Origin of the sequence: Mycobacterium liflandii (assembly GCF_022354805.1) — a bacterium.
GTDB lineage: Bacteria > Actinomycetota > Actinomycetes > Mycobacteriales > Mycobacteriaceae > Mycobacterium > Mycobacterium marinum.
In genome coordinates this window covers 2,532,124-2,551,979 of the sequence record NZ_CP023138.1, presented here as the reverse complement: position 1 = coordinate 2,551,979, position 19,856 = coordinate 2,532,124, and the positions used below count along the sequence as shown (strand labels likewise).

The 19,856-nt window shown below is 65.0% G+C and carries 15 protein-coding genes and 2 pseudogenes; 5 read left to right on the top strand and 12 right to left on the bottom strand.

The features are described from left to right. Nucleotides 1-37: 37 nt before the first annotated feature. The 3 genes and pseudogenes from CKW46_RS11635 to CKW46_RS11625 form a co-directional block, all read right to left on the bottom strand. On the bottom strand, nt 38-721 hold the full coding sequence (locus tag CKW46_RS11635) for a hypothetical protein (protein WP_499019140.1): 684 nt from the start codon (nt 719-721) through the stop codon (nt 38-40). A 26-nt stretch (nt 722-747) separates the two neighbouring features. After that, nucleotides 748-1,950: pseudogene (locus CKW46_RS11630) on the bottom strand (ISAs1-like element IS2404/ISMul1 family transposase). 599 nt (nt 1,951-2,549) lie between these two features. Further along, nucleotides 2,550-3,638 carry an LLM class flavin-dependent oxidoreductase gene (locus CKW46_RS11625; protein WP_085981839.1) on the bottom strand — a complete coding sequence of 363 codons (1,089 nt, stop codon included), beginning with the start codon at nt 3,636-3,638 and terminating at the stop codon, nt 2,550-2,552. Nucleotides 3,639-3,919: 281 nt separating this feature from the next. Between CKW46_RS11625 and CKW46_RS11620 the strand changes: the two genes are divergently transcribed. Further along, nucleotides 3,920-5,176: a saccharopine dehydrogenase family protein gene (locus CKW46_RS11620; protein WP_015355154.1), complete on the top strand. Its 1,257-nt coding sequence runs from the start codon at nt 3,920-3,922 to the stop codon at nt 5,174-5,176. A gap of 50 nt (nt 5,177-5,226) precedes the next feature. Here the strand turns inward: CKW46_RS11620 and CKW46_RS11615 are convergent, their stop codons facing one another. Continuing rightward, nucleotides 5,227-6,024, bottom strand: a complete 798-nt coding sequence (locus tag CKW46_RS11615) for a class I SAM-dependent methyltransferase (protein WP_011740058.1) — start codon at nt 6,022-6,024, stop codon at nt 5,227-5,229. Nucleotides 6,025-6,184: 160 nt separating this feature from the next. Next, nucleotides 6,185-7,446: pseudogene (locus CKW46_RS11610) on the bottom strand (glycosyltransferase). Nucleotides 7,447-7,944: 498 nt separating this feature from the next. On the opposite strand from CKW46_RS11610, the gene CKW46_RS11605 reads away from it, so the two are divergent. The 3 genes from CKW46_RS11605 to CKW46_RS11595 all read left to right on the top strand — a co-directional run bounded on the left by CKW46_RS11605 (nt 7,945) and on the right by CKW46_RS11595 (nt 10,395). Continuing rightward, a complete protein-coding gene (locus tag CKW46_RS11605) occupies nt 7,945-9,126 on the top strand; it encodes a permease (RefSeq protein WP_015355152.1) in 1,182 nt (393 codons plus the stop codon). Between the two features lie 33 nt (nt 9,127-9,159). Then, complete coding sequence (purU, locus tag CKW46_RS11600; protein WP_117435866.1) at nt 9,160-10,056, top strand: formyltetrahydrofolate deformylase; 897 nt, start codon at nt 9,160-9,162, stop codon at nt 10,054-10,056. 156 nt (nt 10,057-10,212) lie between these two features. Continuing rightward, nucleotides 10,213-10,395, top strand: coding sequence for a hypothetical protein (locus tag CKW46_RS11595; protein ID WP_482053171.1), 183 nt, complete (start codon nt 10,213-10,215; stop codon nt 10,393-10,395). A 73-nt stretch (nt 10,396-10,468) separates the two neighbouring features. On the opposite strand, the gene coaD is transcribed toward CKW46_RS11595, so the two are convergent. From coaD to CKW46_RS11565, 6 genes are all read right to left on the bottom strand, one after another. Beyond that, entirely contained in the window at nt 10,469-10,942 is a 474-nt protein-coding gene (gene coaD, locus CKW46_RS11590; protein ID WP_011740055.1) for a pantetheine-phosphate adenylyltransferase, read from the bottom strand. 73 nt (nt 10,943-11,015) lie between these two features. Continuing rightward, nucleotides 11,016-11,570, bottom strand: coding sequence for a 16S rRNA (guanine(966)-N(2))-methyltransferase RsmD (gene rsmD, locus CKW46_RS11585; RefSeq protein ID WP_482053396.1), 555 nt, complete (start codon nt 11,568-11,570; stop codon nt 11,016-11,018). Then, entirely contained in the window at nt 11,567-14,962 is a 3,396-nt protein-coding gene (locus tag CKW46_RS11580) for a pyruvate carboxylase (RefSeq protein WP_482053170.1), read from the bottom strand. Before CKW46_RS11580 ends, rsmD begins: the two co-directional genes overlap by 4 nt. Nucleotides 14,963-15,004: 42 nt before the next feature. Next, nucleotides 15,005-15,643: a vitamin K epoxide reductase family protein gene (locus CKW46_RS11575; RefSeq protein ID WP_117435862.1), complete on the bottom strand. Its 639-nt coding sequence runs from the start codon at nt 15,641-15,643 to the stop codon at nt 15,005-15,007. 5 nt (nt 15,644-15,648) lie between these two features. Next, a complete protein-coding gene (locus tag CKW46_RS11570; RefSeq protein WP_015355148.1) occupies nt 15,649-16,416 on the bottom strand; it encodes a DsbA family protein in 768 nt (255 codons plus the stop codon). Between the two features lie 186 nt (nt 16,417-16,602). Continuing rightward, nucleotides 16,603-17,664: an alpha/beta hydrolase gene (locus CKW46_RS11565; protein WP_272890004.1), complete on the bottom strand. Its 1,062-nt coding sequence runs from the start codon at nt 17,662-17,664 to the stop codon at nt 16,603-16,605. Nucleotides 17,665-18,288: 624 nt separating this feature from the next. Between CKW46_RS11565 and CKW46_RS11560 the strand changes: the two genes are divergently transcribed. Beyond that, entirely contained in the window at nt 18,289-19,137 is an 849-nt protein-coding gene (locus CKW46_RS11560) for an aldo/keto reductase (protein WP_015355146.1), read from the top strand. A 4-nt stretch (nt 19,138-19,141) separates the two neighbouring features. Here the strand turns inward: CKW46_RS11560 and CKW46_RS11555 are convergent, their stop codons facing one another. Further along, entirely contained in the window at nt 19,142-19,855 is a 714-nt protein-coding gene (locus tag CKW46_RS11555) for an HNH endonuclease family protein (RefSeq protein ID WP_020724652.1), read from the bottom strand. Nucleotide 19,856 lies beyond the last annotated feature (1 nt).

Here is a 19,856-nt window from a genome sequence, read left to right as displayed (position 1 = left end):
AACGTCAGTCAATTGAGTATTCGACACGTTGGACTCCTCATCTCATCGAAATACTTTCGGTGGTGCAGCCCGGCCTGGCGATCCACCGTCGATAGAGCAGAAAAACGAACGTCAGGGCTGTGGCGCCGATGGCCACGCAGATGGGGTATTTGATTCCGGCGGAACTGATCACCAGGGGGAGTAGTCCGATCGCCAGCGCGGGCGGCATGTGGATCTGCAGCAGACGAAGGACTGCGATCCCGGTGGCCATGCTCAGCCCCGCCGCGATGCCGCTGGCCCCGAATGCGGTGACGGCGAGCCATCCCGCCGTAGCGGTAAGAAGGCAAGCCAGCGGAAGGGTGAAGGGCTTCTGTGCCCAGGGGCACGAATCGGGGTTGGCGAACATCTCGTATGCGATGACGACAAGTGGCGGCACAAGTAGCAGCCGCAGGCCCGACACCGTGGCATAGCAGGCCAGCGTCGCCAGGAACAGATATAGCGGCAGGATCCATCTATTCCCGACCGGCGGCGCCTCGAGGCGGTCGTCGATATCGCTGGTTGCGACCTCGACTTGGTCGGGATATTTGCGTTGATAGTGCCGGTGCCAGGGCACCAGAAGTACGACGACCCCAACCAGGCCGATCATTACCGCGACCGGGTAGAGCCAGCTGGTGATGCCCAGCACCAGCGGTAGCATTCCGGCGGCTATGGCGGGGCCGATGTTTGATTTGAGGATGGCCAACAAGCCCAGGGCTCCGGCGTTGTTGATTAGCAGGCTTGTGAGCTGGGGAATTGTGGATTGAGGAGGTCTAGGCGGCGGTTGGCGGTCAAAGCGGTGATCCGGCAGGCTTCGGCGATGTTGTCGGCGCCGTTGAGGCGGTGCAGATTGATCGCGGTGTTGCGTAGCGTTGCTAGGACCTGTGCGCCGTTTCCGGTATGTGCCCTTTGACGGTCTTCGTCGAAGGTGACGTCGCGTATCCAGTGCAGGCTGTTCTCGATTCCCCAGTGTTGACGCATCCAGGTCATGATCGCGGTAGGGCGGGCGTGCTCGAACGGCAGGCTGCAGATGGCATAGACCACCTCCACGCTGCGCTGGTCGGTGGCGGTGATCAAGCGTTCACGAGTGATCCGGATGATTTGTTTTGCGTAGGGGAAGCCGATTCCTCGTGCAGCGGTGATGATTTGCAGGGTGCGGGTCTCGACACGGCCGTGGCCGCGGGAGTCGTCGGTAGCGGCTGCGGGCACCTCGGCCCAGGGCAGCGCGGTGATACGCGCAAGTATTTTGGCTTGGTTGGACTTGACGATCATCAGGTAGTGCGACTTCAAGGTGGCGCAGATCAACTTCGCGGTGACGACCTGGGTATGCATCGCATCCACGGTGACCAGCCACCGCAAGCTACCCGGCAGCAGCGTGAGCAGGGCACGTACGCAGGGAATTTCATTGCTTTTCTCGGCGACAGCGAGTTGACCGAGCACCAATCGGGCACGGTGGGCGAACACCGACACGAGATGCGTGGCTGTCGCTTTGGCGCGTAAAGCACCACGCAGCATCTTGCCGTCCAACGCGATCGGCACCAATCCACTGGGGTCGCTGCTGGCCACGTGTGCAGTGAAGTAACTGCCCATCCTGGCGTTGAGGTCGGCGGGGTCTAGCCGAGACAAAACAGCGCGGAAGATCTTCTCACTGGGCCGCCGGAACCGGACCCCTAATTAGGCCAACACATCATCGGGAGCGGTGGCCGCCCATGTAGCAAAACCAGCATAGCCGCGCATCCCCGCGGCAGTGGCCAGAACCGCGATCGCCAACAAAGCCATCAGCGAATACCTCCGACCGCGTGGGTCCCTCGGGTCCGGCACCGAGACCAACACATCGAGAAACTCCGATCCGATGACCTCGCTACGCTCACCAGGACTCCAGCGGTCGAACACCTCTGGAACCGACGACACAGGCAATACTGAAACGGTAGGCACGGGCAACTCCAGACCAACGACGAACAGTAACCAACTCGATCGTTCTCCAGATAGCCCGTGCCTACACTCCGGCCCCAATAGCGCGGCACCAAAGATCATCAACCCAGCTCACAAGCCTGCTAATCAACAACGCCGGAGCCCTGGATAACCAACCAACAGCCGATTTTCATGAGAAGTGCTAAGTACGAGCACTGCTAAATAAGTTTGGCGCGCGCAACGTTTGGCGATACACGCCGCTGCGGTAACCACGCCCGGCGGTGATCGCCCCACTCCCCTAGCCCCGAGCAGGCCGTAACCAGTCGCGGCAAAACCGTTGCGACAAAGGCAATGTGGCATCTCGGGCACGCGGTGTCGCGCGGCGGTGCGCTGAGGCGTCGCCGCTAAATCGTTACCAGGCAACGGGTTGGGGCCAACTCGCCGCGCCCCCGAGGCCACCGATTCAGCGCTGCGGATCCATCCACCAAAGTGCCCGCAACGACTTCCGGCCGATCGCTAAGCGACCCGAATAGCTAACTTCAGCAATGGCTTTGATCGATCTGCGGCCGCAACGAGCCCAGGCTAGCCGCGAACCGGCTCCGAGCGGATTCGCCGGTGGCCGGTCACAGCTTCTTCAGCCCCCGCAACACCTTGGCGTGCGGCAGCACCGCAGTGACGGTCTTGCGCAGGCTCGGGTTGACCAGGCTGCCATTGATCACCAGCAGATACCTCAGACCGTGGTCACGCCACTCGGCGACCTGATCGATGACCTCGTCCGGCGTGCCGCTGGCCACCACTTCGCGGATCAGGCCGGGCGGAACCTTCGCGGTGTAGGAGAGGACCGTTTCCCTGTCCATCGTCTGGGGGATCAGATCCTGCACACCGGTGAAGTCGGCTCCCATCGGGTGCTCGACACCGTGGCGCGCCCAGGCCTCCGCGGGCATTCCGAGCGCGTTCATTTTGACGATCACCGAGTCCAGCGCTTCATCCACGTCGTCGCGACTCCACCCGGTGACCACGCCGCGCACTGCCGAAGGGGTGATGGACATCGGGTCACGACCGGCATCGGATGCCGCGGCACGCACCGCTTCCAGCGCGCGGCTGTAGTCGGTGGGCCGGATGATGACGATGGGCACCCAGGCGTCCGCGTAGCGTCCAGTAGCCCTCAGCATCCGCGGACCGTGCGCCGCGACCCAGATTTCGGGCCACTTTCCCTTGTAGGGCGGCAGGTCGAACAGGGCATTGCGCAGTGGAAAGTACGGCGACTCACGCGTGACCAGCGCCCCGTTCGAATCCCACAGGGCACGAATCGTCGCGAGGCCCTCTTCGAACCGCGCAACGGGCTTGCTCCACTCCACCCCGTAGGGCTCGTTGCCCTCACGTTCTCCAACACCGATGCCAAGAATGGCTCGGCCTCTGGTCAGCAGATGCACAGTCGCCGCGGCTTGCGCGGTAACCGCTGGATTGCGACGGCCGACATCGGTCACGCACACACCGAGCCGCAAGCGGTTGATCCGGTTGCCCGCGGCGCGGTTTCCCAGCATCGTCCAAGGCTCGTAGTTGGCATCAACCTTGGGCACCAGCCGCGCCCCAAGACCGAGAAATTCGGGGGTCGCCACCGACCGTGGCACCAGCGCGTTGAGATGGTCACCGATCCAATACGAGTCGGCGCCCATCACTGCGCCGGCCATCATGCTCGACCGCGCGATCATGCTCGGTGGGAGGCGCGAGTGCACCGGAGCGTCGACAAAGCCGTAACGAAAACCGCTCGATTTCTTCAAAATCCGCCTACCTTGCCGTCCGTCGCGGTGTGACTGCGGCGAGGCTACCTGACGTTTCTGTGGACATCCCGCAGCCAACTGGCGGCCTGCGGATCGCCGGCCGGCCCTACCATCTCGCGCCGATGACGCGGCGACTGCGTTCCTACGCAATTGCATTCATCGCTGGTCGCCCGTAACTCAGCCTCCCCAGCCCGCTCGGGTAGTCTCGCCCGATGAGTTCAGCGCAACGCGAGTTCGACATCGTCTTATACGGCGCAACCGGCTTCTCCGGCATGCTGACCGGCCAACACCTTGCGCAACGTGACACGAACGCTCGGATCGCCCTGGCCGGCCGTTCGCCCCAACGGCTGCGGGCCGTGCGGGACAAGTTGGGCCCACTAGCCAGCGACTGGCCACTCGTCGTCGCCGACGCATCACAACCGGCGACGCTCGAGGAGATGGCCACCCGGGCACAGGTCATCCTCACCACCGTTGGCCCCTACACGCGCTATGGCCTGCCCCTGGTGGCGGCCTGCGCCAAGGCTGGCACCGACTACGCCGATCTGACCGGCGAATTGATGTTCTGCCGCAACAGCATCGACCTGTACCACAAACAGGCCGCTGACACCGGCGCCCGAATAGTGCTCGCGTGTGGATTCGATTCAATTCCATCGGATCTGAACGTCCACCACTTGTACCGCCGTGCCGCCGAAGACGGCACCGGAGAATTGGCCGAGACCAACCTGGTGCTCCGCTCGTTCTCCCAGCGTTGGGCCTCCGGCGGCTCGGTGGCAACCTATTCCGAAGCGATGCGCACCGCATCGAGCGATCCCGAGGCGTACCGGTTGGTCAACGACCCTTATACGCTGACCACCGACCGCAGTGCCGAACCCGATCTCGGTCCGCAGCCGGACTTTTCCATGCGGCGCGGACGCGACCTGGCTCCTGAGCTCGCGGGCTTCTGGACCGGCGCATTCGTACAGGGCCCATTCAACACTCGAATTGTCCGACGTAGCAATGCATTACAGGATTGGGCTTATGGCAAGCAATTCCGCTACTCGGAGACGATGAGTCTCGGTCGGTCGTTTGCGGCACCAATCGCCTCCGCTGCCGTCACGGGCGCTATCGCCGGCGGCATCGGTTTGGGCAACAAGTACTTCAGTCGCCTACCGCAACGTGCGTTAGAGCGGGTCACTCCGAAACCAGGCACCGGCCCGAGCCAAAAAAGCCGGGAACGCGGCCATTACCGCTGTGAGACGTACACCACCACGACCACCGGTGCCCGCTACCTGGCGACGTTCACACACAACGTCGACGCGTATGCCTCGACGGCCGTGCTGCTCGGCGAAAGCGGTCTGGCCCTGGCGCTGGACCGCGATCGGCTCTCCGAGTTGCGCGGTGTGCTGACCCCCGCCGCCGCCATGGGGGATGCACTGCTGGCGCGGCTGCCCCAGACCGGCGTCGTTGTGAGCGCGACCCGACTGCACTGACTCCTGGCGCCGCCGCTCAGGTCAGCGCCCGAGCGGCGGTCGCCGGCCGATCAGATCTTCGGGCTGATTCCGTCGGATGCGAGAAAGTCGTCGAAATACGTGGGCGGCTTCAGGTTGAGTAGGCGCTCGCGGTCGGCGACCAGATCCGCGTAGTCGAGGGCCTCGATCTGGTCCGCCGTGTAGGACAACTGCGATTCCGCCGAGCCCTTACGCACGATCCCGACGCCGAAATCGCAATTGAGCACCGCGACCTGCAGATCCGCCCGAGTGCTGCGCAGATGAACGATCGCCTTCCAGACGTCGCCGCTCCACAACATCTGCCACCAGCGGTTCTCGGCACGAAAGTCTTCATAGGACGCCGCCGGATAGGCGATCGAAGGATGCGTGGGGTTGCAGTCGTGCAGGACGATGACCCCGTCGTCCTTGAGGTAGCGCAGGATGTTCTCGACATCACGCACTACCTGCTTGTAGGTGTGCAGCCCGTCGACCAAGGCCACATCGACACCGTTGTGCTCGAGATAGCCGGCATCATTGGCGAAAAAGGCGTCACTGGTCGTCTCGAAGTAATGGGTGACACGCGCCTTGGCCGAGGCCAGCTTGCGGGTCCGCGCCGACAGCTTGAACTCGGGGTCGATTGCCGTCTTCTCGTCGGCAGCTATTCGCCGGAACGCAAACCCATGGGAGACACCGATCTCGAGGTAAACAGGCGCCGCCCTACCGGCGAGCGCCCGTTGCACGGCCCTGACCCGGTTCATCCGACGATCCTTCCCGAAGTGGAACTGACCGTAGTTCCATGACTCTTCGGTGAGGCGCCACACCAGCGCCTTTGAAGTTTCGGTTGCTCCCATGAAGGGTTCCTTTCGCCGAGAGGAGAAACGTTAGCCGCAGTGCGGCATCGAACTAACGTTTGAATCGAGGATCTGTGGGGACCGAATCGTCCGATGCCGCCGATGAGCCGACCGCTGGTCCAAACCTACTAATTGACCTGATTGACAGGCGCTACCCCTGCTAGCCGGCCGCCGATTTCGCGACCGCGCCCTCGGATACGCGCCGCAAAGCGCTCTCCACATGCTGAGGAAAGCGAGCCAATTCGCGTCCGAACACCTCGGCGAGCTCCTGAGCGGATTGACGGTATCCAGGTCGGTCGAGCAGCTGGCGCACGGCCGCCGACACCGAGCGAGCCTTGAGCCGCTCGGTGCGCAGCAGCAAGCCCGCTCCGGCTGCCTCGATGGCCTGCATGTTGAGGTGCTGGTCCAGGTTGCTAGCGATCCCCAGCACCGGCACCCCAGCCACCAGGGCCTGCTGCGTCGTGAGGCTGCCCCCGTTGCAAATCACCACGTCGGAGCGAGCCGCGGCCGCCTCGCCCGGCAGATAGTCCGCCACATAGGCATTGGCCGGGATATTGTCCAGGTCGCTACGGTCGGCGGTGGCAGCGATGACCGTCACCGGCAGATCGGCCAGGCCGTTCAACACCACCTGCAACAGATTCCGCCCCCCGGAGGTACCCAGGGTCGCGTAGACGATCGGCCGGTCCGCCGGCAGCGAATCCCACCAGTCCGGCGTCTCCCCGACGGCGACCAGAGAACCGGGCCGAGATACTGGTGGTTGTCCGGCCGGTTGTAGGTCGGCTGCAGCTCGGGGATATCCGCGTACAGGGTTTGGTCGCCATCGGTGAAAATGCGGCACAGGTTCAAACCCAGGCTCGGCAATCCGTGCTTGCGCCGGACCCGATTCAGCGGCATGCACTGCAGAGCGAAGAACAACGGTCGCTCCAGCCGGTAGGCGCGCTTGACCAGCCGAACACCGAACAGGCGGCTCCAGAACACCTCGGGCAGCGGAAAACGACGGCGCGAGTAGGGACTCCAGTAGGCGTTGGCGATGGCGACGTAGGGAATGCCGGCCAGTCGGGCGCTGGCCGATAGCGAAATGCGAAGGTCACCGACGACCAGATCCGGCGCAACCTCGGCCAGCACCCTGCTGTCCTCCTCGACGTACTGGCGCAATGTCCGGGTCGTATAGAAACGGCCCTGCACCAGGTTGCCGAGAAATCGCTCGCTGGGGATGGTGTAGATCGGGTGATGGGGAAACGGGATCGGCCCCAGCAGCTTGTTGAACCGCGGGTCACACGCGAAATGCACCTCATAGCGGCTCGGGTCCAGCGACAGCGCGACGACGAACGGTCGCACGACGTGGGCCAGCGTCGTTGCCTCGGCGACAAACAGGACCCGCTGCCTCCTGACGGGCTGCGGTGCGTTTGTTGCGATGCTCATGACCGCGTCCCTTCACGACGTTTGTCGGCAAGTTGTCGGTAACCGTTGTTCGTTACGCCCCACCCAAACGCCGTAGCGTACCCCCTGGACGCCCGCGGTCTGGAAGATCGGGCCAAAATGGCGTGGGCGATGCCGATCCGGTCGACTCGTTCACCGCAGCGCCCGGTCGCGATGACATCCACCCGGGCGCCCGCGCTTCATTGCCCATCTCGAACATCGTGTTTCATTGTGTGCCAACGCTTTTGCGCAGCCGTCCGGAACTCTATCGCCAGCCAATGCGACGCTGCCGCCAACCGGTTCACCGACGGCCGGGACGCCCGGTCGCCAGCAAGCGGGAGGCGAACCCGCATGCGCCCCCCAAAACAGCCGCATATCCTGCGGATTCCGGACACGGCACCCCCTTGTGCCAATACCCCCATAGGGTATATGTTGCCGCAAGGGAGCGGGTCGGCCCAGAATGAAGACTTGCCGGATGGATGATGCGAAACGGAGGACCGGGTGGCGGGCACAGTATTGGGAGCGGTCGGCCATGCACTGGCCCTGACCGGATCGATGACCTGGGAAATCTTGTGGGCGCTGATCTTGGGCTTCACGTTGTCGGCGATGGTGCAGGCCGTGGTGCGCCGCTCGACGATCGTTGCTTTGATGGGCAACGACAAACCGCGCACGCTTGCGGTTGCCGCCGGACTGGGCGCCGCTTCGTCGTCCTGCTCCTACGCCGCGGTGGCGCTGGCACGATCGCTGTTTCGCAAGGGCGCGAACTTCACCGCAGCCATAGCGTTTGAGATAGGTTCCACCAACCTGGTCGTCGAGCTGGGCATCATCCTGGCGTTGTTGATGGGCTGGCAGTTCACCGCCGCGGAGTTCGTCGGTGGCCCGCTGATGATCATCGTGTTGGCCGTGTTGTTCCGGCTGTTCGTACGCACCCGGCTCATCGACGCGGCCCGCGAGCAGGCCGAACGCGGGATCGCCGGCTCCATGGAAGGTCACGCCGCCATGGACATGTCGGTGGGCGGCGAGGACTCGTTTCTGCGCCGGCTGTTCTCCCGCCGCGCCTTCACCTCGGTGTCGCACGTGTTCGTGATGGAGTGGGCGGCAATTCTGCGCGACCTCGTTCTCGGTCTGGTGATCGCCGGCGCAATCGCGGCTTGGGTTCCCGAAACTTTCTGGCAGAACTTCTTTTTGGCGAATCATCCGAACTTGTCGGTGGTGTGGGGACCGCTCGTTGGCCCCGTCGTCGCGATCGTCTCTTTCGTCTGCTCGATCGGCAATGTGCCACTTGCCGCGGTGCTGTGGAACGGTGGCATCAGCTTCGGCGGTGTCATCGCCTTCATCTTCGCCGACCTGCTGATCCTGCCGATCTTGAACATCTACCGGAAGTACTACGGAACGAAGATGATGTTGACCCTGCTGGGCACCTTCTATGTCTCGATGGTCGTCGCTGGATACCTGATCGGACTCATCTTTGGCGCGGCGAACTTGATTCCTCGACAGCGCAGCGCCACGGTCCTGCACGCGGGCATTTCGTGGAACTACACCACCTGGCTCAACATCATCTTTCTCGGAATCGCGGCAGTGCTGGTGACTCGCTTCATCACCAGTGGCGGCATGCCGATGCTGCGTATGATGGGCGGCTCTCCCGAAGCCGAAGGCCACCAACACGGCCATCAGTGTCACTAGCCGAGGGCGCCGGCGGTATCCTTTCCGGCGGCAATGTCTCAGAATTTTCCACCGCCGCCTGGCGGTCCACCGCCGCCGGCCGATATCGGTCGGCTACTACTGCGTTGCCACGACCACCCTGGGATCATCGCCGCCGTCAGCACGTTCCTGACCCAGGCCGGCGCCAACATCATTTCCCTGGACCAGCACTCCACCGCCCCCGAGGGCGGAACATTCCTGCAGCGGGCGATCTTTCACCTACCCGGGCTCACCGCTGCCATCGACGAACTGCAGCGTGAGTTCGGCAGTGCCGTCGCCGACAAGTTCGACATCGACTACCGGTTCACTGAAGCGGCCAAACCCAAACGAGTCGCGATCATGGCTTCCAAGGAAGACCACTGCTTGTTAGATCTGCTGTGGCGCAACCGACGTGGCGAACTCGAGATGTCGGTTGCCATGGTGATCGCCAACCACCCTGATCTGGCCGACCATGTGCGCACGTTCGGTGTGCCGTTCATCCACATCCCCGTGACTCGGGACACTCGCGCCGACGCCGAACAGCGTCAACTTCAGTTGTTAAGCGGCAACGTGGATCTGGTGATCCTGGCTCGCTACATGCAGATCCTCAGCCCCACGTTTCTCGACGCCATCGGTTGCCCGTTGATCAACATTCATCACTCGTTTCTTCCCGCCTTCACCGGCGCGTCTCCTTACAAACGCGCCCGGGAACGTGGCGTCAAGCTGATCGGCGCCACCGCACACTACGTGACCGAAGCTCTCGACGAGGGGCCGATCATCGAACAAGACGTCGTTCGGGTCGACCACAATGACACCGTGCACGACCTGGTGCGAGTCGGCGCCGACGTGGAGCGCGCCGTGCTGTCGCGTGCGGTGCTGTGGCACTGCCAGGACCGCGTCATCGTGCACCACAACCAGACCATCATCTTCTGACGCCGCGGCCGGCCGTCAACGCCGGCATACCCGCGACACCGATGCACCCCGGGGCACCAAGAATGTGCCAAGGTTTCGCCAAGCGCGCGCCATCAACCTTGCTTGGACGGCGACATTCGCCTCACCCGCACCCGATGACCGAACAGAAAGGCATCTATGATCGCTGCCCGAATCCGTGCCCTCGCCGGGATGTCGCTGTTGGCCTCGGCCATCGGCCTGGCCGCCTTCGCAGCGGCCGGAGCCGCCAGCGCGGCCTCCAGCCACCAGCCCGACTACGGCACCTACACCTGCTACGACACGGCGACGCAAACCTTCTACGGCTGCTTCGACCCACGCTAGTCGGGGCCGCATCGTCGCTCGACACTGTGGACAGGTGAGCGGACCTAGTCGCCAACCGCGGCTAGGTCCGCTGCTATTTTGTCCGCTCCCGCAGGCGGCGGTTCACCGGTTCCGGCAGCAGTTCGGAGACGTCGCCGCCGAGCATCGCCACCTCTTTGGCCAGCGACGACGACACAAACGAATACCGCGGCGCCGTCGCGACGAAGAATGTGTCGACGCCAGCGATGTGTTTGTTCATCTGCGCCATCTGCAGCTCGTACTCGAAGTCGGTGCCGGTGCGCAACCCCTTGACGATGGCGTTCATCCCCTGGGCCTTGACGAAGTCGACCACCAAGCCTTGCCCGGCCTCGACCCGCAGGTTGGGCAGGTGAGCCGTCGACTCCTCGATCATCGCGATCCGCTCATCGAGGTCGAACATGCCCTTCTTGGCGGGATTGACCAGAATCGCCACCACCACCTCGTCGAACTGGGCGGCGGCGCGTTCGAAGACGTCGACGTGCCCCAACGTCACCGGGTCGAACGAACCCGGACATACCGCGCCCGTCATCTGCGCCGCTTCTCCTCGTCGCTTCGGCCTGCCTGGTCGCCGGCGGTCATGACCGATGACGGTACACGCTGGCCTACGACCGGTCGGCCAGCTCCAAACGGGTGTCGCCGTAAACCCGCTCGGGCCACACCGACCAGCCGGCCGGCCAGGTCAACGCCGCACCGGTGGCCGGCCGCTCCACGACGGCCACCGTTGCCTGGTGCACCCACCCGTGGGAGTCCAAAGCCGCCAAGACGGCTTCGATCTCGGCGCAGGAGACATCGTAGGGCGGGTCGGCCAGGATCAGGTCGAACGGCGACGCGGTGCCACCCGCCAGGACCGCAGCGACCGCACCCCGGCGCAGTGTCGCGCCGGCGAGCCCCAGAGCCTCGATGTTGCGGGCCAGAACGGCCGCGGTGCGCTGATCGGACTCCACGAACAGCGCGGCGGCCGCGCCGCGCGAGAGTGCCTCCAGTCCGAGCGCTCCCGAACCGGCATACAGGTCCAGCACGGCCAGGCCGGTCATCGCGCGTCGCGCCGCAAGAATGTTGAACAGCGACTCGCGCACCCGATCGGTGGTGGGTCTGGTACCATGCTGCGGGACAGCGAGGCGACGGCCGCCGGCGACGCCACCGATGATCCGGGTCAGCTCACCACCACCAGCAGGTCGCCGCCCTCCACCTGGGCGGTCGACGACACGGCAACCCGTTCGACGGTGCCATCGTTGGGCGCGGTGATCGGGGCCTCCATTTTCATCGCCTCGATGGTGGCGATGGTTTGCCCGGCGCTCACCCGATCCCCGACCGCGACGCCCACGCTGACCACGCCGGCGAACGGCGCGGCGATGTGTCCAGGATTGCCGCGGTCGGCCTTCTCGGCGGTCGGGACCGCACTGGCAATGCTGCGGTCACGCACCAGTACCGGCCGCAGCTGACCGTTCATGATGCACATGACGGTTCGCATTCCACGCTCGTCGGGTTCGGAGATGGCCTCCAGGCCGATCAACAGTTCCACCCCGCGCTCCAGCTTGACCCGGTGCTCCTCGCCCTGTCGCAGGCCGTAGAAGAACTGGTTGGCCGACATTTGGGACGTGTCGCCGTAGGCTTCGCGGTGCTCCTCGAACTCCTTTGTCGGCGCCGGGAACAGCAACCGGTTCAAGGTCGCCTGGCGTTTGGGTCCCGGCGCGGCCAGCGCGCTGTGGTCCTCGCCGGTGAGCTGACCAACGGGCTTCGCCGGTGCGCGCCCGGCCAGGGCCGCACTCCGCAATGGTTCCGGCCACCCCCCGACCGGGTCGCCCAGATCGCCACGCAAGAAGCCCAAGACCGAGTCCGGAATGTCTAATCGTGCCGGCTCGGCAGCGAATTCGTCCGCACTCACCCCGGCACCAACCAGCGCCAGGGCCAGATCCCCGACCACCTTCGAGGATGGGGTGACCTTGATCAAGCGGCCCAGCACCCGGTCGGCTCCGGCGTAGGCCTCTTCGACCTCTTCGAACCGGTCCCCCAGCCCCAGCGCAATCGCCTGCTGGCGCAGGTTCGACAGCTGGCCGCCCGGAATCTCGTGGTGGTAGACCCGACCCGTCGGACCCGGCAACCCGGACTCGAAGGGCGCGTAGACCTTTCGCACCGCCTCCCAGTAAGGCTCGAGCGCGCAAACCGCCGCCAGTGACAGACCGGTGTCGTATTCGGTGTGCGCGGCGGCGCCAACGATCGAACTCAGCGCGGGCTGGCTGGTGGTACCGGCGAGCGGGGCGGCGGCGCCGTCGACGGCGTCGGCCCCCGCATGCCAGGCGGCGACATAGCTGGCGAGCTGGCCGCCCGGGGTGTCGTGGGTGTGCACATGCACCGGCAAATCGAAGCGACTGCGCAGTGCGGTGACCAGCTGGTGAGCCGCCGGGGCCCGCAACAGTCCGGCCATGTCCTTGATGGCCAGCACATGCGCGCCCGCCTCCACGATCTGCTCGGCCAGCCGCAGGTAGTAGTCCAGCGTGTAGAGCTGCTCGGCCGGGTCGCTCAGATCGCCGGTGTAGCACATCGCGACTTCGGCTATCGCAGAACCGGTTTCGCGCACCGCGTCGATCGCGGGCCGCATGGACTCCAGGTTGTTGAGCGCATCGAAGATCCGGAAGATGTCGATGCCGGTCGCGGTCGCTTCCTCGATGAAGGACGAGGTAACCACCTCGGGGTAGGGCGTGTACCCCACCGTGTTGCGGCCACGCAGCAGCATCTGCAGGCAGATGTTGGGCATCGCCGCGCGCAGCGTGGCCAGCCGCTCCCACGGGTCCTCTTTGAGGAAGCGCAGCGCCACGTCGTAGGTCGCACCACCCCAACACTCCACCGAGAGCAGCTGCGGCATGGTCCGCGCCAGATAGGGCGCCACCCGGCTCAATCCGCTGGTGCGCAGCCGAGTGGCCAGCAACGACTGGTGGGCGTCTCGGAAGGTCGTGTCGGTGACCCCCACCGCCGGCGATTCCCGGAGCCAGCGCGCGAAACCCTCCGGCCCCAATTCGACCAGGCGCTGCTTGGAGCCGGCCGGCGGCGGGGCATCCAGATCAACCTGGGGCAGCTTGTCGTTCGGGTAGACCTTGGACGGGCGGCTGCCGTGCGGCTTGTTGACCGTGACATCAGCCAGGTAGTTCAGAATCTTGGTGCCGCGGTCGGCCGAGGTGCGCGCGGTCAGCAGCTGGGGGCGTTCGTCGATGAACGCCGTCGTGATGCGCCCGGCTTGTAAGTCCGGGTCATCCAGAACCGCCTGCAAGAAGGGAATGTTGGTCGATACGCCGCGAATCCGGAACTCGGCGATCGCCCGGCGTGCCCGGTTCACCGCCGTCGAGAAATCCCGTCCCCGGCAGGTCAGCTTGACCAGCATGGAATCGAAGTGCGCGCTGATCTCCGCACCGAGGTTGGTGCTGCCGTCCAGGCGGATGCCCGCGCCGCCGGGGGCGCGCAGGGCGCTGATCCGCCCGGTGTCGGGCCGGAAACCGTTGGTCGGATCCTCGGTGGTGATCCGGCATTGCAGGGCGGCGCCGTGCGGCCGGACGGTTTCCTGTCGTAGACCCAGATCTTCGAGCGACTCCCCCGCGGCGATCCGCATCTGGCTGGAAACCAGGTCGACGTCGGTGATCTCCTCGGTTACGGTGTGCTCCACCTGAATCCGCGGATTCATCTCGATGAAGACGTATTCACCACTTTGGTCCAGCAGGAACTCGACGGTACCGGCGCAGGTGTAGCCAATGTGACGGGCGAAGGCGACCGCATCCGCGCAGATCTTGTCGCGCAGCTCACCGGGCAGGTTAGGCGCCGGCGCCAACTCGATGACCTTCTGGTGACGGCGCTGCACACTGCAGTCGCGCTCGTAGAGGTGAATCACGTTGCCTTGCGTGTCCGCCAGGATCTGCACCTCGATGTGACGGGGGTTCAACACCGCCTGTTCGAGATACACCGTCGGGTCGCAGAATGCGGACTCGGCTTCGCGGCTGGCTGCCTCGATCGCTTCGGCCAGCGCGGAGATGTCGTTGACCCGGCGCATGCCACGGCCACCACCGCCGGCAACCGCCTTGACGAAGAGCGGAAAGCGCAGGCCGGTGGTCTCCGACTGCGCCGCAGCCACCAGCTCCTGCACCGAGGCCGACGGCGCCGACGACCTCAGCACGGGCAGCCCGGCCTCCCTGGCCGCGGTGACCGCGCGGGACTTGTTTCCGGTCAGCTGGAGCAGCTCGGCGCGGGGGCCGACGAAGGTGATGCCCGCCGCCGCACACGCCCCGGCCAGATCCGGGTTCTCCGACAGGAACCCATAGCCCGGGTAGATGGCATCCGCACCCGCACGGAGGGCGGTTTCGACGATCTCGTCCACCGACAGGTAGGCGCGCACCGGGTGCCCGACCTCGCCGATCTGGTAGGACTCGTCGGCCTTGGACCGGTGCAGTGAATTGCGGTCCTCGTACGCGTAGACGGCAACGGTGCCGACGCCCAATTCGTAGGCGGCGCGATACGCGCGGATCGCGATCTCACCGCGGTTGGCCACCAGCACTTTTGAGATCATGATTGACCCCTTACTTCACCCGTCGCAACGCAAACTCGACACCTAGAGCAGTGTCGACCAATAGTTCCAGAAGCGAACCATGATCAGCAGAAACACTGCGGTGAGCCACAGCGTGGCAATCGACCACCGCCATTGGAAAAGCACCCGCACAGCAGCGCCGCTGGTGCTGTCCGGGTCCGGACAGAATGCTATCGAGCCAACCACGACTAACAAAGTCGCGGTGATGATCCAGACCACCATGCAGTACGGACACAGCGACCCGATGCGGTAGAGACTCTCGAAAATCAGCCAGTGCACGAACACCGTTCCGACCAGGACACCGATCGTCAGCCCCACCCAATACCAACGTGGCAGGGGTACTTTCGTCACCGCCAGCACGCCGGTGACCACCACCACGGTGAACGCCGCGATGCCGAACAGCTGGTTGGGAAAGCCCAGCAGCGAGGCCTGCGCGGTCGTCATCACCGAGCCGCACGACACGATGGGGTTGATGTTGCATGCGGGAACATAGCTGGGGTCGAGCAGGATCCTGACCTTCTCCACGGTCAGCGCTCCGGACGCAAGCAGGCCCGTCACACCGCAGATCAGCACCCACCATGCGCTGGCCATGGGCACGTACACCTGGTGAACGGCGCCTGACGTCAGGTCGCTGGATCGCTCGGCGGAGTCAGCTGACACCACAGTGGTCAGGATGTCGCGTTGGCTGCGACCGCGTCAATGCCCGGAATGGGGCCCACGATCTCTTTGATCTTGGCCACCAGCGCTTCCGGCGTCGACCATTCGTATTCCTCGCCATTGATCTTGACCGTCGGGGTGGCATGCACATTGGCTGCCACCGCCAACCCGTTGACCTTGTCGAGGTACTTGCCGCTGTTGATGCAGTCCGGCACCGTTCCCGCCGCACCCGCCTCACGCGCGATTTCGATCAACTTCGCGTTGTCGGGGAATGTCTTGCCGACCTCGGACGGCTGAATGTCCTTGCTGAACATCGCGGTGTGGAACCGCCGGAACGCATCGATGGACTCATCGGCGACGCAGTACGCCGTGGCGGCGGCTCGCGCCGAATAGTTCTGGTTGCGCGGGCTGGAGAGAATGTCGACCATCGTGTAATCGGCGGCGACCGCCCCGATGTCGACCAGCCTGGACACCGTCGGGCCGAACGCGCGCTCGAACATGCCGCACGCCGGACACAGGAAGTCCTCGTAGAAGGTCATCACGACCTTGGGGTCCTGGGTCCCCGGCTGGGTGACCAGCTTGCTCGACGTCACCCGGACCGAGTCGTCGGGACCGGCGGCACCGCCGCCCTTTTTCTGATGCGAGGTCACGATGTAGAAGACCAGGGCGACCGCGAAGAACACGACGAACGCGGTGCCACCGATCTGGATGAGCCGGCCGAACTTGCCGTCGGGCGAATTCAGGTCGATCCGCGGGGGACGCTTGTTTTTGTCGGCCACAGGTTTGCTGATCCTCACATGTATTGGTCGGCTGCGCTTCGCTTGCGGGCTCGTTCAGCCTCCGGTGGTCGGGCGCCTCTAGAGTACCGGCGGCCGGCCAGCCGCAGCTGAGACCCACGACGATATTGACCGATGGTGCCCGCAACGGTCCGCACCCACGGCGCGAAGCCACCCCACCGGCACCGCTCAAACCCGGGTCAGGTGTGCACGCAGCGCAGAAATCAGCTCGCTGGTTGCGGCGGCACAACCACCACCGAGCGGAAACAGATTGAGGAACCCGTGCGTCAGCGACCCCATGGCGCGCAGGTCAACCGGGGTGCCGGCGGCCCGCAGGGCGGTCGCGTAGTTCTCGCCTTCGTCACGCAACGGGTCGAAGCCTGCCACCGCGATCAGCGCCGGCGCCAGCCCGGCCAGTGATTCGGCTCGTAACGGCGATACCCGCGGGTCCGTGGGCTCGATGCCGGAGCCCTTCAGGTACTGGGAGTGAAACCAGTCGATGTCGCGTTTGGTCAGCAAGAACCCTCGGGCGAACAGGCTCGCGGAACGGGTCCGCCCGGCAAAGTCGGTTCGTGGGTAGATGAGCCACTGGAAAATCGGGGCCGGGCCTCCGCTGTCTCGGGCCAGCTGGCTCACCACGGCCGCCAGGTTGCCCCCCGCACTGTCGCCACCGACCGCAACCCGTCCCGGCAGAGCACCAAGCTCGGCGGCGTGCGCGTGCGCCCACTCAAAGGCCGCGAACGCATCGTCGATCGCGGCGGGGGCGCGATGCTCGGGCGACAGCCGGTAGTCGATCGCCAGGACATGGATGCCCGCATCGCGACAAGTCAGTCGGCAGACCGCGTCGTGGGTGTCGAGGTCGCCGAGTGCCCACCCGCCCCCGTGGTAGAAGACCAGCAACGGCGCGGCCGCATCGCCGGGCGGACGGTAATGCCTGGCGCTGATGTCGCCGGCAGGTCCGGGCAGGGTTAATTCCTCGACATCGACATGGATCTGCGGACCGGGAAATCCCAACATCGCCTCGCGCATGTGGGCGCGGGAAGCGGCCAGGTCGTCATCGATCACCAGCCCGTCCAGACCCACGACCCGCATGCCCGACAACATCAGCTGCAATGCGGGATCGAGGGTGTTTCCGTCGATGATGACCGAGCGACCCCGTGTGATCAGCCGTTTGGCGACATCGGGAACCCATGGGATGACCTTGGCGCCGACGACGGTGACGGTGTTCTGCACGCGACTCAGCCAGCTCATCGTCGCGTGCACCGTTTCGGGATGGAGGTCCGTCTCACCTGGCAGGCTATTTGTCATGGGCTACTCCCTAGAATCGCTAGACAAGCCTCGTCTTGCCTCGTCTTGCTGGACGACGATCATTCGGTAGCCGTCGTCGGGCTCGGCAACTGCTGGATCCCGACAACCCCCGAGGTAAACCGCAGTGAACGGGAAACCCGGCGCGCGGTCGGCGAGTCCGACGTGCCCTGCGACCAACTGTACGTGGTAGCCCTGTTGCCGAATCTGGACCACGGTTGCAGCCGCGGGCCGGATGCGCGGCAGCCATCCGACCATCTTCCACGCATCGGCGCTGGCCACCGCCGGACAAGTTCACCCGAAGCGCCCCCCGACACCGAGCGTCACAGGGCGCAACGCCGTCGCCGTCACCTGCGACGAAGCAGCGGCACGGGCGTTGATTAGGTGACATATACAACTCGGTAATATCGTGATCCCCTGAGTCGGTAAACCCCCAGACGGATTGCGAGCGACTTCCACCGTGTTCGACTTTGAACTGAGCGCCGATAAAATCACGGTGGCCTGGTCGCCAGAGGTTCGAACCCGACTTAGTCAAAATCCGCGAACGTTCAATTTTCACAGGTAGGTGAGATGATGCCGGGCGCCCCCAGCCCCTCTGCCCCATCGATAGCGCTCAATGACGAGAACACCATGCCGGTCCTCGGCATGGGCGTCGCTGGGTTGTCGGATGACGAGACCGAGCGCGCGGTGTCCGCGGCATTGGAAATCGGCTGCCGGCTCATCGACACCGCCGCCGCATACGGCAACGAGGCGGCAGTCGGGCGGGCCCTCGCCGCATCCGACATTCCCCGGGCGGAGTTGTTCGTCACCACCAAAGTCGCCACCGCCGACCACGGCTTCACCGCGTCCCGCGAGGCCTGCAAGGCCAGCCTGGACCGGCTGGGCTTGGACTACGTCGACCTGTACCTGATTCACTGGCCGGCCCCGGCGGTGGGCAAGTACGTGGACGCGTTCGGCGGCCTCATCCAGGCCCGCGGTGAAGGCTTCACCCGCTCCATCGGGGTGTCCAACTTCACCGAGGAACACGTCTCCAACGTCATCGACCTGACCTTCGTCACCCCCGCGGTCAACCAAGTCGAGTTGCACCCGCTGCTCAACCAGGACGAGCTGCGCAAGGCAAATGCCCAGCACAACGTGGTGACGCAGTCCTACACCCCGCTGGCGCTCGGCCAGCTGGCCGACAACCCGACCGTGACCTCGATCGCGGGCGAGTACGGCAAGACGCCCACCCAGGTGCTGCTGCGCTGGAACCTGCAACTGGGCAATGCCGTCATCTTCGGTTCCTCCAATGCCGAGCACATCGCCACCAACCTGGACGTGTTCGAGTTCGAGCTGGCCTCCCAGCACATGGACGCCATCAACGGCCTCAACGACGGGACCCGCCTGCGTGAGGACCCGATGACCTTCGCCGGGGTGTAACCGGCTACCCGGTCGGGCAGGTCGCCGCGGCCTGGCGCAGGACGTCGCTCGACGCCCGATCGACCGGCAGCGCATATCCGCGCAGCACGGCGATGAATTGCATGGCGTATTGGCAGGCAAACGCGGCGTTGGGCGGCATCCACCCGGCCGGCGGGGAGTCCCCTTTGTCCTGATTGGCGTGCCCCTGCACGGCCAGCAAGTTGGCCGGATCGTTGGCGAACCGCAGCCGCCGCGCCGCCGGCCAGTCCGATGCGCCCATGTCCCACGCATACGACAGCGGGACGATGTGATCGATCTGCACCGATTGCCCCACTCTGGCGCCACGCTGGAAGACGACGATGGTGTTGGTATACGGGTCGTGCAGCGTGCCGGTGGCCACCGCATTCGGACACCGCTTGGTCACCACATAGGTCTTGTCGACGAGATCGCGGTCGAGGATGTCGTCACGAGTGTCACACCCGTTGTGGCCGCCGGGGGCGTCGTTGTTGTCGTCCCAGGCCGCGCCGAATGCGGCCCTGCGGTAGTCGTAGCGGTGCATTCGCCGCGGCAGCACGCCGATCCCGGCGAGCACGTCGGTCCCGGGTTGGACCGTCGGAACGCCGGCCCGCGCGGCGAACTCCTCTGCGTGCCTGGCCGTCGACGCCCGCACGCTCTGATAGGCGACCAGCACCGCAAGCAGCGCGGCCACCGACAGCCACAGCAGCATCTTTCGGTTCACG